This is a genomic window from Paracoccus rhizosphaerae (assembly GCF_026162645.1).
GTDB lineage: Bacteria > Pseudomonadota > Alphaproteobacteria > Rhodobacterales > Rhodobacteraceae > Paracoccus > Paracoccus rhizosphaerae.
Genome location: NZ_JAOTBE010000001.1, coordinates 34,356 through 48,878, shown reverse-complemented (window position 1 = coordinate 48,878; position 14,523 = coordinate 34,356). Strand labels below are relative to the sequence as shown.

12 protein-coding genes are annotated in these 14,523 nt (G+C 67.7%); 6 read left to right on the top strand and 6 right to left on the bottom strand.

Annotated elements, in window-relative coordinates; translation table 11 throughout:
• Positions 1 to 78 precede the first annotated feature (78 nt).
• Together OC184_RS00250 and OC184_RS00245 are read right to left on the bottom strand one after the other, a co-directional pair.
• Positions 79 to 411: a hypothetical protein gene (locus tag OC184_RS00250; protein WP_265505130.1), complete on the bottom strand. Its 333-nt coding sequence runs from the start codon at positions 409 to 411 to the stop codon at positions 79 to 81.
• A gap of 36 nt (positions 412 to 447) precedes the next feature.
• Positions 448 to 1,254 (bottom strand): alpha/beta hydrolase, encoded by an 807-nt coding sequence (locus OC184_RS00245; protein ID WP_265505129.1) that lies wholly within the window; start codon positions 1,252 to 1,254, stop codon positions 448 to 450.
• Between the two features lie 519 nt (positions 1,255 to 1,773).
• Here OC184_RS00245 and OC184_RS00240 point away from each other — a divergent pair.
• Genes OC184_RS00240 through OC184_RS00230 form a run of 3 tightly spaced genes read left to right on the top strand, consistent with a single transcriptional unit; the run spans position 1,774 to position 6,997 of the window.
• The gene (locus tag OC184_RS00240) at positions 1,774 to 2,841 is read left to right on the top strand and encodes an efflux RND transporter periplasmic adaptor subunit (protein WP_265505128.1); all 1,068 of its coding nucleotides are present in this window, start codon (positions 1,774 to 1,776) and stop codon (positions 2,839 to 2,841) included.
• Positions 2,838 to 3,938, top strand: coding sequence for an efflux RND transporter periplasmic adaptor subunit (locus OC184_RS00235; protein WP_265505126.1), 1,101 nt, complete (start codon positions 2,838 to 2,840; stop codon positions 3,936 to 3,938). The genes OC184_RS00240 and OC184_RS00235 overlap by 4 nt, the downstream gene beginning before the upstream one ends.
• Positions 3,935 to 6,997 carry an efflux RND transporter permease subunit gene (locus tag OC184_RS00230; protein WP_265505125.1) on the top strand — a complete coding sequence of 1,021 codons (3,063 nt, stop codon included), beginning with the start codon at positions 3,935 to 3,937 and terminating at the stop codon, positions 6,995 to 6,997. Before OC184_RS00235 ends, OC184_RS00230 begins: the two co-directional genes overlap by 4 nt.
• Before the next feature lie 93 nt (positions 6,998 to 7,090).
• Here the strand turns inward: OC184_RS00230 and msrA are convergent, their stop codons facing one another.
• From msrA to OC184_RS00215, 3 genes are all read right to left on the bottom strand, one after another.
• On the bottom strand, positions 7,091 to 7,597 hold the full coding sequence (gene msrA, locus OC184_RS00225) for a peptide-methionine (S)-S-oxide reductase MsrA (protein WP_265505124.1): 507 nt from the start codon (positions 7,595 to 7,597) through the stop codon (positions 7,091 to 7,093).
• A complete protein-coding gene (gene msrB, locus OC184_RS00220; protein ID WP_265505123.1) occupies positions 7,590 to 8,039 on the bottom strand; it encodes a peptide-methionine (R)-S-oxide reductase MsrB in 450 nt (149 codons plus the stop codon). Before msrB ends, msrA begins: the two co-directional genes overlap by 8 nt.
• Before the next feature lie 67 nt (positions 8,040 to 8,106).
• Positions 8,107 to 9,075 (bottom strand): NAD(P)H-dependent flavin oxidoreductase, encoded by a 969-nt coding sequence (locus OC184_RS00215; protein ID WP_265505122.1) that lies wholly within the window; start codon positions 9,073 to 9,075, stop codon positions 8,107 to 8,109.
• Positions 9,076 to 9,222: 147 nt separating this feature from the next.
• Here OC184_RS00215 and OC184_RS00210 point away from each other — a divergent pair, with 147 nt between their 5' ends.
• Positions 9,223 to 10,134: an omptin family outer membrane protease gene (locus OC184_RS00210; RefSeq protein WP_265505121.1), complete on the top strand. Its 912-nt coding sequence runs from the start codon at positions 9,223 to 9,225 to the stop codon at positions 10,132 to 10,134.
• 40 nt (positions 10,135 to 10,174) lie between these two features.
• On the opposite strand, the gene clpB is transcribed toward OC184_RS00210, so the two are convergent.
• A complete protein-coding gene (gene clpB / locus OC184_RS00205; RefSeq protein ID WP_265505120.1) occupies positions 10,175 to 12,814 on the bottom strand; it encodes an ATP-dependent chaperone ClpB in 2,640 nt (879 codons plus the stop codon).
• 159 nt (positions 12,815 to 12,973) lie between these two features.
• Here clpB and pyrF point away from each other — a divergent pair, with 159 nt between their 5' ends.
• Together pyrF and OC184_RS00195 are read left to right on the top strand one after the other, a co-directional pair.
• Positions 12,974 to 13,660: an orotidine-5'-phosphate decarboxylase gene (gene pyrF, locus OC184_RS00200; protein ID WP_265505119.1), complete on the top strand. Its 687-nt coding sequence runs from the start codon at positions 12,974 to 12,976 to the stop codon at positions 13,658 to 13,660.
• 34 nt (positions 13,661 to 13,694) lie between these two features.
• Positions 13,695 to 14,405 (top strand): hypothetical protein, encoded by a 711-nt coding sequence (locus tag OC184_RS00195; RefSeq protein WP_265505118.1) that lies wholly within the window; start codon positions 13,695 to 13,697, stop codon positions 14,403 to 14,405.
• Positions 14,406 to 14,523 lie beyond the last annotated feature (118 nt).

The window sequence follows — 14,523 nt, the reverse complement described above, 5'->3', positions numbered from 1 at the left end:
GGGATCGCCTGTCTTGTTCGCTCGATTTTCGTTTTTTGGTTAAGTCTAGCCATTCGCGCACCGTTTGGATAGGGCGCGTCAGTGGCGGGGGTCGTCCTGCGACGCCTCGTCTGCGAAATAGGGCGTCATCTGCGCGATGATGACGGCGTTCTCCTCCAGCGCGCGATCCATCAGCGCACGTTCGTCGTCGTCGATCTCGTGACCTTCCTCAAGGCGTTCCTCCAGCGTGCCATAGCCGGTGACGTCCAGGGGCGCCATCTCGGCCTGCTTGAGGATGGCGACGGTCTCTCGGACCGCCTCGGCCTCGTCCTGGCCGGGGGCATAGCAGACCAGCCCCGCGCCGGTCGCGCCGTCGGGAAGCCCGTCGCCGGATCTGCGGCCCAGTTCGACGACAAGGGTAAAGACCTTCATGCGTTCCTCCGATGATGTCGCGGCGTGCACAGCATGTCAGCCGTCCTGCCGCAAGCCCTGATCCAGCAGGCGGCGCATCAGGGGGCTGTCCGGGCGGGCGAGGGCGTCGATGACGTTGAAGTGGTGCAGGCCCGGATCGACCACGCATTCGGTTTCAGCCCCAAGCCCCGCCCAGATGTCGGCCAGAAGCCGGGCCTGGCGGATGAATTCGGGGCGCTCCATGCCGCCGACCCAGGTGGTGACGGGGATGCCCGGCCGCGGTTCCTGCAGCGCCGGGCTTTCCGCCCAGGCCTCGGACGCATCGAGGTGCAGCGTGTCGTTCATTGCCGTCCGCATCAGCGGCCGCAGGTCGGCCAGCGGAGAGATCGGCACGCAAGCCGTGACCCGCGCGGCCACGTCATCGGGCAGCACGCCCGCGCAGACCATCCGCGTGGCCAGATGACCGCCTGCGGAGTGGCCGGTCAGCGCGATCGGCCCCGGAACGCGGGCGGCGGCATCCGCCACGGCGCCAGCCACCTCGGCCGTCATGGCGGCGATCCGGGCCTGTGGGGCAAGCGTATAGGCGGGCATGGCGCAGGCCCAGCCCGCCCGCAGCGCGCCGGCCGCCAGATGCGAGAAGGCGGAGGGGTCGAACCGCATCCAATAGCCGCCATGGATGAAGACCATCAGCCCTTGCGGCTGGCCTTCGGGCAGGAACAGGTGCCCGCGACCCAAGGGCTGCGGCGGATGGGCGTCGCGGAACGTCGCGGCATCGTCGGTCCAGCGTCGGACATATCCGTCCGCGCCGGGAATATGGGCGCCATTGGCATAGGCGTCGTTCCAATCGGTGATCTTGTACAGCATCGGGCCCCTCTTCCGGGCAGGTGACCCGGCTGATCGCATGCCGTCAAGAGGGAGCCGGGGGATGATCGGATCACAGGGCATGCGCCGCCTGTCGCCTGCCACAGGGGCGGGGCGCGTCGGCATTCCGCCGGTCGTCCCCATGACGCTGTTCTGGACGTCAGGAATGGGGTGGGGATTTGCGAGATTGGAGCGTCCGGGACACCGAAGACCTCAGCAAGCGTGTTAAAAAAACTCGCCTGCATGAGAACCTTGCGCCGGGCGACCCGTGGCTTGGGTCGCAGATGGCTGCCCGACAATTTCAGAGCAATCCTTATGCAGGCGGCGGTAGAGTCACCGGCGACGTTTTGCGCTGCTTCGGAACGACAGGGGCGATGTGTCGCGGCTGGCCCCCTTTTCGAAGCGGCGAACGCCGGGCAGGCGCGAAATCTTGACGAAAGGCCACAGTGACCTCAGGGAACGGGGGTTTTAAAACCACGAGAAACGGCAGACAGATGCCGTATTGATGTCGAGGTCGCCCTCATGTTGAAATTTGCTGTCGCGGCAATTTGCGCCGCCCTTGCCTTGCCTGCCATGGCGCAGCAGGCCGCACCGCCCGATCTGCGCGTAGGCGTCGTGACGGCCGAGACGCAGCCGTTGTCCATCGACCTGCAACTGTCGGGCCAGATCGAGGCCGTCGACACGCTGGACCTCGGCTTCCGCCAGGGCGGCCGCGTGACGCAGGTCCTTGTCGAAGAGGGCGACCACGTCGGTCCGGGCCAGCCTCTGGCGCGGTTGGATGCCGTCCAGCAGGACCAGGCGCTGAACGTGGCCCAGGCCGGCTTGGCCGCCGCGCAGGCGGGCGTCGAGCAGGCGCGGCAGGCCCGCGACCGTGCGCTGGCGCTACTGGATCGGGGCGTCGGAACGCGCGCATCGGCCGATCAGGCCGAACAGGCGTTCTCTCAGGCCCAAGGCGCGCTCGAGCGGGCGGAAGCGGCTGTCGATCAGGCCCGCCGTGCGGTCGAGGATACCGTGCTGCGCGCGCCCGCCGAGGCGGTCGTGACCGCCAAGTCGATCGCGCCGGGCCAGGTCGTTGCCGCCGCTCAGCCGGCGCTGACGCTGGCCGAGACGGACGGGGTCGAGGCCGTCTTCCACGCCCCCGACGACCCGCTGCTGCGAGAGATCCTGGGCCGCGAGGTACGGCTGGTGCTGCTGGACCTCCAACGGCCCGACATGACGGGCACCGTGACCGAGGTTTCTCCGCTGGTCGATCCGCAGACCGGCACCGTCACGGTGCGCGCGCTGATCGACGACCCGCAGCCGATCGCGGGGCTTCTGGGTGCCTCGGTTCGCGGGCATCTGCGGCTGACGCTGGACGAAGGCGTCGTCGTTCCCTGGAATGCTCTGATGCGCCAGGGCGACAGCCCCGCCGTCTGGACAGTCGGGCAGGACCGCCGCGTCTCTCTGACGCCGATCCGGATCGCCTATTTCGTCGATGGCGCGATCTATGTGGCCGAGGGGCTGGAGGACGGGCAGCAGGTGGTGGGCGAAGGCTCGCAGCTTCTCTATCCCGGCCGCCGCGTGGAACCGGTGCAGGAGGACCTGCCATGAGACATCTCCTGTTGGCGGTGGCGCTGGCCCTGACCGCCGATCCCGCGACCGCATTGAGCCTGCCCGACTGGCTGACCGGCGGCGCCGAGGCGCAGCAGCCCGCCGGGCCGCCCCGGCCCGTGGTCAGCGTCATCGTCGAGGATCGCAGCGCGGAGGAGCGTTGGATCCCCGGCGTCGTGCAGGCGCGCACCCAAGTCCAGCTGGGCTTCCAGACCCTTGGCCGGATGATCGAACGTCCGGTCGATCTGGGCGATCAGGTCGCCGAGGGGCAACTGCTTGCCCGGTTGTCGACCGACGATCTGGCCGCCACGACCCGTGCCGCCCGCGCGGCGCTGGACGCGGCCGAGGTCCAGGCCCGCACCGCGCGTGCCACGCTGGAACGGACCGAGGCGCTGGCCGCGCGCAACGTCGCGTCGGACGCCCAGCTTGAACAGGCGCAGCAGGCCAATAGCGCCGCCACGGCCGCGGTCGAGCAGGCCCGGTCCGAACTGGCGCGCGCCGAGGATGCGCAGGGGCTCGCCCGCATGACGGCCCCCTTTGCCGGCGTGATCAGCGCCGTCTACGAATCGCCGGGCGCGGTCGTGGACGCGGGCGCGCCGGTCCTGCAGCTGTCGGCCGAGGACACGCCCGAGGTCGTCCTTGACCTGCCCGCGCAGTCGCTGGTCGGCCTGCAGCCCGGCGCGACCTTTGCCGTCTGGCACCGCAACGAACCCGAGGCCGAGGTGACGGCCGTCCTCGACCGCATCGACCCCATCGCCGACAGCGCCACCCGTACGCGGCGCCTGCATCTGGACCTGCCGGCCGACGCGCCGTTCCGCCTGGGGGCGCTGGTCCGCGCGCGGCTGGGGACGGCCGATGCGCCGTCGCTGTCGCTGCCCGCCGAGGCTTTGGTGCCCGCCGGGTCCGGCAGCGCCGTCTGGCGCGTCCGCCGCGACGGCGCTGCCGCCAATGTCGAGCAGGTTCCGGTCGAGGCCGCGGCGCCCTTTCGTGGCCGCGTCTCGATCATGTCGGGACTGCAGGCGGGCGACGAGGTCGTCATCCGAGGAGTGAGATCCCTGACCCCCGGTCAGGCCGTTGGCCGGAGGCTGGAACCTTGAAACGCTTCAACCTGTCGGACTGGGCGCTGCGCCATCGCAGCTTCGTCTGGTTCCTGCTGATCGTCTCGATGGTCGCGGGCACCATCAGCTACCTGAATCTGGGCCGCGAGGAAGACCCGAACTTCACCATCAAGACGATGATCATCGCCGCCGCCCTGCCGGGCGCGACCATCGACGAGACCCTGACCCAGGTCACCACCCGCATCGAGACCAAGCTGGAGGAGCTGGACGAGCTGGATTTCACCCGCTCGGTCACCATGCCGGGGCAGGCCGTGGTCTATGTCGAACTGGACCCGACCATCCGCGGCCCCGCCGTGCCCGAGGTCTGGAAGCGCGTGCGCCAGATGATGTCCGACATCCGCCCAGACTTCCCGCGCGAATTCCAGGGTTTCCAGTTCAACGACAACTTCGGCGATGTGTTCGGCAACATCTATGCGTTTACCGCTGACGGCTTCACCATGCGCGAGTTGCGCGACAGGGTCGAGGCGATCCGGCGGCAGGTGTCGGCGCTGGACGCGGCTGGCAAGACCGAGCTTCTGGGAGAGCAGCCCGAGGAGATCTTCCTGGAATTCTCGGCTGCGCGGCTGGCTGCGCTGGGGCTGAACCAGTCGCAGGTCGTGGGGACGCTGGCGCAGCAGAACGCCATCGCGCCCTCGGGCGTCATCCATGCGGGTCCGGAACGCATCCTGGTCCGTGTGGGCGGCCAATTCGGCGACGCCGAGGAAATCGAGGCCGTGAACCTTCGCGTGGGCCAGCGGTTCTTCAACCTGGGCGACGTCGCAACCGTCACCCGCGGCTACCAGGACCCGCCCACGTCGCTGTTCCGATACAACGGCCAGCCGGCCATCGGCCTGCAGGTCGGCATGCGCGACGGCGGCAACATCCTCGAGTTCGGAGAGGAGCTGGACGCCCTGATGTCCCGCGTCGCCGCCGACCTGCCCATCGGCATCGAGATGGCCAAGTTCGCCGACCAGCCACATGTGGTCGAGGAGGCCGTGGGCCACTTCGTCCGGGCCTTGGCCGAGGCCGTTGGCATCGTCCTCATCGTCAGCTTCATCAGCCTGGGCCTGCGGGCGGGGCTGGTCGTCACGCTGACGATCCCGCTCTGCCTGGCGATCACCTTTGTCATCCTGGACATCTATGGCATCACGCTTCAGCGCATCTCCCTGGGGGCGCTGATTATCGCCCTGGGCCTTCTGGTGGACGACGCGATGATCGCGATCGAGACGATGATATCCAGGCTCGAGGTGGGCGAGACGCTGGAAAACGCCGCCAGCTACGCGTGGACGTCGATCGCCTTTCCGATGCTGACGGGCACGCTGGTCACTGTCGCGGGCTTCATCCCCATCGGGCTGAACAGTTCGGCCGCGGGAGAGTTCACCTTCTCGCTCTTCGTGGTGATCGCGGTGTCGCTGGTGGTGTCCTGGATCGTGGCGGTGCTGTTCGCGCCGCTGTTGGGGGTCACCTTCCTGTCGTCCAAGATGGCGCAGCACCATGCCGGCCCCGGCCGCCTGCGCCGCGCCTTCCACCGCCTGCTGCGCGCCGCGATGCGGATGAAATGGCTGACCATCGCCATCACCGTCGCCATCTTCGCAACCTCGGTCTGGGGGATGCGGTTCGTCGAACAGCAGTTCTTCCCGACCTCGGACCGAACCGAGGTGTTGGTCGATATCGCCGAACGCCAGAACGCCTCGATCGCGCGCACCCGCGCCGACATGGACCGCCTGGAGGCGACGCTGGCCGATGACGAGGACGTGTTGTTCTGGACGTCCTACGTGGGGCAGGGGGCGCCGCGGTTCGTGCTGTCGATGGATGTGCCGACGGCCGGGCCCCATATGGGCCAGATCGTCATCCAGACGCCAAGCCTGGCTGCCCGCGACCGGGTCAAGGCCCGCCTGAACCGGCTGGCGGTCGAGGAGTTCCCCGGCGTCGACATCTATGTGAAGAACCTCGAGATCGGACCGCCCGTCGGCAAGCCGGTCCAGTACCGCGTGACCGCGCCGGATGCGGATGCCGCCCGCGACGCCGCCCGCGGCTTGGCCACGCTGATGGCCAATGAGCCGCGCCTGCGCGACATTGCGCTCGACTGGAACGAACCCGCCCGAATGGTCCGCCTGGTGGTGGACCAGGACCAGGCGCGCCAGCTGGGCGTGACCAGCGCGGATATCGCGCAGGCGCTGTCCAGCCTGTTCAACGGTACGCAGGTGACGCAGCTTCTGGACGACATCTTCCTGATCGACGTGGTGGCGCGGGGCCAGGCCACAGACCGGCAGTCGCTGGCCTCGATCCGCAATCTGCAACTGAACCTGGCCGACGGGCGCAGCGTGCCCCTTTCGGCGCTGGTGACGCTTGAATACGGGTCCGAACAGCCGCTGATCATGCAAAGGAACGGCCTGCCGACGGTGACGGTCAAGGCCGCCATCGCCACCGCGGATCAGCCGGCCACCCTGGTGGCAGCCCTGGCCGACAGCGTGGCCGAATACCAGAGCACGCTTCCCTCAACCGTCCGGATACAGGTTGGCGGCTCTGTCGAGACCTCGGCCGACAGCCAGGCACCGATCGCGGCCGTCGTGCCGGTGATGCTGCTGATCATGGCGGTCCTTGTGATGGCGCAGATGCAAAGCTTCCAGCTGTCGCTGATCGTGCTGGCCGCGGCCCCCCTCGGATTGATCGGCGTGGTGGCGGTCCTCGTGCCGTTCGGCGTGCCGATGGGCTTCGTTGCGATCCTGGGGATCTTGGCGCTGATCGGAATCCTGATCCGCAACTCGGTCATCCTCGTGCACGAGATCCAGGAGCTCTTGCACAAGGGCCGCAGTCAATGGGACGCCGTGTTCGAGGCCTCAGACAGCCGTGCCCGCCCGATCCTGCTGACCGCGGCGGCCGCCTCGCTGGCGCTGATCCCGATCTCTCGGCAGGTCTTCTGGGGGCCGATGGCCTATGCGATGATGGGCGGCATCATCGCGGGAACGCTGGTGACGCTGGTCTTCGTGCCGGCGCTCTACTGCGCCGTCTTCCGCGTCAGGCCGCCCACGAGGGACGAAGGCCGGCTTCGGTCCTGAAATATCCTCGGGGGGTCCGGGGGGCGAAGCGCCCCCGGCCACCGCGGGACGCAGAGAACGCCCCGAGATCCTCTCGGGGCGCCTTCGTTTCGGTCATTCCGCCGCGTCGCGCTTGGGCAGGACCCAGTTCGGCCGCGGGAAATGGCAGGTATAGCCGTTCGGGAAGCGCTCCAGGTAATCCTGGTGCTCTGGCTCGGCCTCCCAGAACTCGCCCACCGGCTCCAGCTCTGTCACCACCTTGCCCGGCCAGATCCCCGAGGCGTCGACATCGGCGATCGTGTCCTCGGCGACCCGCTTCTGTTCGTCGCCGACATAGTAGATGGCCGACCGATAGCTGGGCCCGACGTCGTTTCCCTGCCGGTTTGGCGTGCTTGGGTCGTGGATCTGGAAGAAGAACTCCAGCAGGCGGCGATAGCTGATCATCTGCGGATCGAAGGTGATCTCGATCCCCTCCGCATGGGTGCCGTGGTTGCGATAGGTCGCGTTCGGCACGTCACCGCCGGTATAGCCGACGCGGGTCGAAACGACGCCGGGCAGCTTGCGGATCAGATCCTGCATCCCCCAGAAGCAACCGCCCGCCAGAACTGCGCGCTCAGTCATGGGAAGCCTCCTCGACTTGGGCAACATAATCGCCGTAACCCTCGGCCTCCATCCTGCCCTTGGGGACAAAACGCAGTGCTGCCGAATTGATGCAATAGCGCAGGCCACCGGCCTCTGGCGGGCCGTCGGGAAAGACATGGCCCAAATGGCTGTCGCCATGCTTCGACCGAACCTCCGTCCTGACCATGCCGAAGCTGACGTCGCGATGCTCGGTCACCATGTCGTCCACCGGCTTGGTGAAGGCCGGCCAACCGCAGCCCGAATTGTACTTCGTGCTGCTGACGAACAGCGGTTCGCCCGTCACGACGTCGACATAGATGCCGGGTTCGAAGTGATGGTCGTATTCGCCGGTAAAGGCGCGTTCGGTGCCGTTCTCTTGCGTCACGCGATACTGCTCCGGCGTCAGCCGGTCGACCGCGTCCTGTGTTTTCTGATAGGCCAAGTGTTCCTCCACGGATGTGGTGCCGTTCGATCCCTTATATGGGAACGCCCGGCCCGATCCGCAAAGGTCACCGGCGCGAAACGGCCTCTTTCGCGGCGCGGTATTCCTCCGCCAGCCGGTCGATCCGATCGGTCGCAGGCTCGATCCCACGCACCGCACCGATGCCCTGGCCCGCGCCCCAGATCTGGCTCCACGCCTTGGCCTTGGACGATCCGCTGCCGAAGTTCATCGAGGATGCATCGGCCTCGGCCAGGTTGGCGGGGTCCATCCCGGCATTGCGGATCGAGGGCGCCAGGTAGTTTCCCGAGACGCCCGTGAACAGCGACGACGTGACGATGTCCATCGCACCCGACTCGACGATCATCTGCTTGTATCCTGCGTCGGCATTCGCCTCATTTGTTGCGATGAAGGGGCTGCCGATATAGGCCAGGTCCGCCCCCATTACCTGCGCCGCCAGGATCGCGCGCCCAGTGGCGATGGCGCCCGACAGAAGCAGCGGGCCCTCGAACCAGTCGCGGATCTCCTGCACCAGGGCGAAGGGCGATTGCGGGCCGGCATGGCCCCCGGCACCGGCTGCCACCGCGATCAGCCCGTCGGCACCCTTCTCGATGGCCTTCCGGGCAAAGGTGTTGTTGATCACGTCGTGCAGCGCGATGCCGCCGCAATCGTGGGCGGCCTCGTTCACCTCGACCCGCGCCCCCAGGGAGGTGATCCAGATCGGCACCTTGTGCCGGTGGCAAATCTCGATGTCGCGCTCCAGCCGGGCGTTGCTGCGGTGGACGATCTGGTTCACGGCAAAGGGCGCCGCAGGTCGGTCCGGGTTCGCCTGGTTGTGGCGGTCCAGCTCTTCGGCGATGCGGGTCAGCCAAGCGTCCAGAAGCGGCGGCTCACCGTCCTTCTCGCGCGCGTTCAGGGCCGGAAAGCTGCCGACGATGCCCGACTTGCACTGCGCGATGACCAGATCCGGCCCCGAGACGATGAACATCGGCGATGCGACGACGGGGATGCGCAGGTTCTGCAGGATCGGTGGCAGCATGTGTTCCCTCCCAGGTGTGGCGCCACGATGACGCGACAGCCCTCGCGCGACAAGAAGTGACGCGGCGACAAGGATCGCGATTGATAGCCGACCGACTCCAGTGAATGCGCGGGCCGTGACCGCATCACTTTCTTGGAAAACTTCTTCATGTCGTTCATTGTCCGTTCAATCGTTCCCGTGCTGGCGCTGGCCACGTTCATCCAGCCGGCCGCCGCCCAGGATCGCCGCGTCAGCCTGTCCATCGGCTATGGCCATGTCGAGGCTGACGAGAAGATCTTTGACAGTCGCGGCCTGCGCAGCCACCTGACCTGGACGGCCGAGGCGCCGATGGCCACGGTTCAGGTCCGGCGCGACCTGGCCGCCGGCTGGGTGCTGACCGGCAGCATGACGACGTCCCTGGGCGACGGGGCCTACATGTCGGACTTCGACTGGCTGTTCTCGGGAACTGACGATTGGAGCCACCGGTCGCTGCACCCGGACACGCGGCTGGACCACTATGTCGATGTCGACCTTGCGGTGGGGCGCGACCTGCCCGGTCCTGTGGGGACGACGGTGAACCTGCATGGCGGCCTGCGATACAACGATGTCGAATGGGACGCGCGGGGCGGCAGCCTTGTCTATTCCTTCGACGGGTTCCGCGACTACAGCGCGGATCTGCCCGACGGGCTGGCGGTCGTGAGCTATCGCCAGCGGCAGCTCAGCCTGTTCGCCGGGGTCGAGGCCGACCGCCAGTTCGGCGACTGGACCGTCAGCGGGCGCGTCAGGGGCGGCGTCGGTATCGATCCGCGCGAAACCGACCGCCACTGGCTGCGCGACCTGCGCTTTGATCGCAGCCATGACGTCATCCCGTTCATGGACCTGGCGGCGCGGGTCGACTATCGGCTGAACGATCGCACCACCGCCTTTGTCCAGGCGCGCCACATCCACCACGATGACCGGCGCGGCGACACTCGCTATTCGTCGATCTCGAGCGGCGACGAGATGGGCCACGCCGGCGGGAATGCCGGCATCGGGTTTTCGATGACGCAGCTGTCGGTGGGTGTCGATCACTCATTCTGACAGATGCGGAAAGGCCCCGGATCTCTCCGGGGCCTTCGCGTCAGTGGATCGAGACGTCGGGGCGGGGGCCTTCGCCCACCGCGCCAAGCCGGGGGCCGGGACGGCCGATGCGGTTGCCGACGATCAGCCCGTCAGGCCCCGCGCCGACATGGACGGTCGATCCGTCCAGCACCTCGCCCGACAGCAGCAGTTCCGCCAGCGGGTCCTGAAGCGCACGCTGGATCACCCGCTTCAGCGGCCGTGCCCCGAAGACCGGGTCATAGCCCTGATCGGCCAACCACTTCCGGGCATCGTCGTCCAGTTCCAGCGCGATCTTGCGCTGTGCCAGCCGACGCTCCAGCCGGGCCAGCTGTACCTTGACGATCCCGTCCATGTTCGCGCGCGACAGGCGGCGGAAGATGATGATCTCGTCCAGGCGGTTCAGGAACTCGGGCCGGAAATGCGCCCGCACCGCCTCCATCACCTGATGGCGGGCGTCGGTCGCGTCCGCCGTCTCGGGCAGCGTCGAGAGCGCCTGCGAGCCCAGGTTCGAAGTCAGGATGATCAGCGTCTGCTTGAAGTCCACGGTCCGGCCCTGACCGTCGGTCAGCACGCCGTCGTCCAGCACCTGCAGCAGCACGTTGAAGACGTCCGGATGCGCCTTTTCGACCTCGTCGAACAGGATCACCTGATAGGGACGCCGCCGCACGGCCTCGGTCAGAACGCCGCCCTCGTCATAGCCGACATAGCCCGGAGGCGCGCCGATCAGCCGGGCCACGGAGTGTTTCTCCATGAACTCGGACATGTCGATGCGGACCATCGCGCTGTCATCGTCGAACATGTACTCGGCCAGCGCCTTGGTCAGCTCGGTCTTGCCGACGCCGGTGGGGCCGAGGAACAGGAACGACCCAAGCGGCCGGTTCTCGTCGTTGAGGCCGGCGCGGGCGCGGCGGACAGCGTTGCTGACGGCGGTCACGGCCTCGGCCTGGCCGATGACACGCTTGCCGATCTGCTCTTCCATCTTCAGCAGCTTGTCGCGTTCCCCTTCCAGCATCTTGGCCGTGGGGATGCCGGTCCATCGTTCGACCACCTCGGCGATCTGCTCCGGGCGGACGGCTTCCTCGACCATCAGGCCGTCGCCATCGGACCCGTCGGCCTCGGCCAGCTTCTTCTCAAGCTGCGGGATGATGCCGTAGGACAGCTCACCGGCGCGGCCCAGGTTGCCTTCGCGCTTGGCCTGGTCCAGCTCGGCCCGCGCCCGGTCCAGCTGTTCCTTGAGGTTGCGGGAGCCTTCCAGCTTGTCGCGTTCGGCCTGCCAGCGAGCGGTCATCTCGGCGCTGCGTTCCTGCAGGTTGGACAGGTCCTTCTCCAGCCGCTCCAGCCGGTCCTTCGAGGCGGCGTCGTCCTCCTTCTTCAGCGCCTCGGCCTCGATCTGCAGCTGCAGGATCTGGCGGTCCAGCTGGTCAAGCTCCTCGGGCTTGCTGTCGACCTCCATGCGCAGGCGGGACGCGGCCTCGTCGACCAGGTCGATGGCCTTGTCAGGCAGGAAGCGGTCGGTGATGTAGCGGTTCGACAGCTGCGCCGCCGCCACCAGCGCCGCATCGCTGATGCGAACGCCGTGATGCAGCTCGTACTTTTCCTTGATGCCGCGGAGGATGCTGATGGTGTCCTCGACCGTCGGTTCCTCGACCATGACCGGCTGGAAACGCCGGGCCAGCGCCGCGTCCTTTTCGATATACTTACGGTATTCGTCCAGGGTCGTGGCACCGACGCAGTGCAGCTCGCCCCGCGCCAGGGCCGGCTTGATCAGGTTGGCGGCGTCCATGGCGCCATCGGTCTTTCCAGCCCCGACCAAGGTGTGCAGCTCGTCGATGAAGAGGATGATCTCGCCCGCAGCGGTCTCGATCTCCTTCAGGATCGCCTTCAGCCGCTCCTCGAATTCGCCGCGGTATTTCGCGCCGGCGATCAGCGCGCCCATGTCCAGCGCCATCAGGCGCTTGTCGCGCAGCGATTCGGGTACGTCGCCGTCGATGATGCGCAGCGCCAGCCCCTCGGCGATGGCGGTCTTGCCGACGCCGGGTTCGCCGATCAGGACGGGGTTGTTCTTGGTGCGGCGCGACAGGACCTGCATGGCGCGGCGGATCTCCTCGTCGCGGCCGATGATCGGGTCGATCTTGCCGTCGCGCGCCGCCGCTGTCAGATCGCGGGCGTATTTCTCAAGCGCCTCATAGCTGTCCTCGGCGCTGGCGGAATCCGCGGTGCGCCCCTTGCGGATGTCGGTGATCGCGGCGTTCAGCGCCTGAGCGTTCACGCCGCCCGCCGTCAGCGCGTCACGGGCTTGCGTATTGACCATCGCCAGCGCCATCAGCACGCGTTCGGCCGGCACGAAGCTGTCGCCGGCCTTCTTGGCGACACTTTCTGCCTCGTCCAGGACGCGCACCAGCGACGGATCGACATAGACCTGCCCGCTGCCGCCGGTCACCTTGGGTTGCTTGGCCACGGCCTGGTCGGCGGCGTCCTTCACGCGCCGGGCATCGCCGCCCGACCGGGTGATCAGGTTCGCAGCCAGGCCCTGGTCGTCGTCCATCAGCGCCTTCAGCAGATGCTCGGGCATCACGCGCTGCTGGTTTTCGCGGATCGCGATGGTCTGGGCGGCCTGCAGGAAACCGCGCGACCGTTCCGTGAACTTGTCCATGTTCATCGGCATCTCTCCTTGGTTAAGCCCCCGAGTCGCCGGCGCCCGTCTTGCGGCACGCCCCGGTCCGGGTCTGATGAAGCAGATTTGGGTGTTTTCCGGACGCTTTCAAGCGTCTTGCGGCTGTGCCATAAGGCATCGATTTCGCGGCAAAAGGGAATGGCGATGGATGACCGGCTGATCGTGGCGCTGGATGTGCCGAATGCGCTGGCGGGGCTGGACCTGGCGGAAAGGCTGGGCGATGCGGTCGGCTTCTACAAGGTCGGGCTGGGCATGTTGACCGGCGGCGGCCTGGCCCTGGCGAACGAGCTTAAGCAGGATCATGGCAAGCGCGTCTTCCTGGACATGAAGCTGTTCGACATCGGCGCCACGATCGAGGCTGCGGTGCGCGGACTGGCGCAGTTCGACCTGGATTTCCTGACGGTCCATGGCGATCCGCATGTGGTGCGGGCCGCCAAGGAAGGCGCCGCGGGGTCGAACCTCAAGATCCTGGGCGTGACGGTCCTGACCTCGCTGGAACGTGCCGACCTCGATGCGGGGCTGATGCAGGCGGGCGATGTGCACGCGATCACCGTCGAACGCGCCGCCCGCGCCTTCGAGGCGGGTGCGGACGGCGTCATCTGTTCCCCGCGCGAGGCGCAGGCGATCCGCGCCCTGCCGGGATCGCGGCTGATCGTGACGCCGGGCGTGCGGCCGGCGGGCGCGGCGCTTGGCGACCAGAAGCGGGTAGAGACCCCCGCCAGTGCCATCGCGGCCGGGGCCGACCACATCGTCGTGGGCCGCCCGGTCTGGCAGGCCCATGATCCGCGCGCCGCGGCCGAGGCCATTCTGGCCGAGATCCGCACGCATTGACCCGCGCCCCTTCCGCAGCCATCCTGCAGCTGACATGACGGAGGTCGGGATGCAGGGGGCGGGCCAGAAGGCGGCAAACGAACTTGTCCTGTCCTTCCTGGCGGTGCGGCGGGCCATCGGGGCGCTGGGGTTCTTCCTGCCTGTTGCGCTCCTGGTCGCCTCGGTGTTCGAGCCGGGCGGCCTGCGGACCAGCATCTCGTCCTATTACTATTCCCCGATGCGAGAGATTTTCGTCGGTACGCTGATCGCGCAGGCGGTCTTCCTGTGGAGCTACGAGGGGTTCCGCCCCGATGCCGGCGAATGGATTACCGACCGCCGGATGGCGCGGACCGCGGCCGTCGCTATTGCGCTGGTCGCCCTGCTGCCGACGACCGGTCCCGCCGGAGCCTGCACCGCGCTGCAGTGCCTGCTGGGACCGGCGCTGTCGGCCACGGTGCATTTCGTCGCGGCCGGGGTCTTCTTCGGAGCTTTGGCCGTCTTCTGCCTGAAGCTGTTCGTCAAGGGCGCGGTGGACGGGATGGAGAAGCGCGCCTCGAACCGGATCTATCGCATCTGCGGCTGGCTGATCCTGGGCAGCATCGCCGCCATAGGGATCCTGGGAGTCACGGGGCTGGACGTGCGACTGGCCGCCCTGCGCCCGGTCTTCTGGCTGGAGACGCTGGCCTCCTTCGCCTTCGCAACAAGCTGGGCGGTCAAGGGCGACAGCCTGCGGCCCCTGGTGCAGGGCGTCGCGCGGATTATCTAAATCGTGTTGCGGTTCGCCCGCTCCAGGGTACCTCTGTGGCTCGATCTGTGGTTCCCTGCCTGCATGACAGGCGGAGGGATGATATGGGCAGTCCACATCCCATGGCACTCCGACAGCG

Coding starts and splice junctions, on each gene's coding strand:
- OC184_RS00250 (WP_265505130.1), bottom strand. CDS start 411: ATGAAGGTCTTTACCCTTGTCGTCGAACTGGGCCGCAGATCCGGCGAC.
- OC184_RS00245 (WP_265505129.1), bottom strand. CDS start 1,254: ATGCTGTACAAGATCACCGATTGGAACGACGCCTATGCCAATGGCGCC.
- OC184_RS00240 (WP_265505128.1), top strand. CDS start 1,774: ATGTTGAAATTTGCTGTCGCGGCAATTTGCGCCGCCCTTGCCTTGCCT.
- OC184_RS00235 (WP_265505126.1), top strand. CDS start 2,838: ATGAGACATCTCCTGTTGGCGGTGGCGCTGGCCCTGACCGCCGATCCC.
- msrA (WP_265505124.1), bottom strand. CDS start 7,597: ATGACTGAGCGCGCAGTTCTGGCGGGCGGTTGCTTCTGGGGGATGCAG.
- OC184_RS00215 (WP_265505122.1), bottom strand. CDS start 9,075: ATGCTGCCACCGATCCTGCAGAACCTGCGCATCCCCGTCGTCGCATCG.
- OC184_RS00210 (WP_265505121.1), top strand. CDS start 9,223: ATGTCGTTCATTGTCCGTTCAATCGTTCCCGTGCTGGCGCTGGCCACG.
- clpB (WP_265505120.1), bottom strand. CDS start 12,814: ATGAACATGGACAAGTTCACGGAACGGTCGCGCGGTTTCCTGCAGGCC.
- pyrF (WP_265505119.1), top strand. CDS start 12,974: ATGGATGACCGGCTGATCGTGGCGCTGGATGTGCCGAATGCGCTGGCG.
- OC184_RS00195 (WP_265505118.1), top strand. CDS start 13,695: ATGACGGAGGTCGGGATGCAGGGGGCGGGCCAGAAGGCGGCAAACGAA.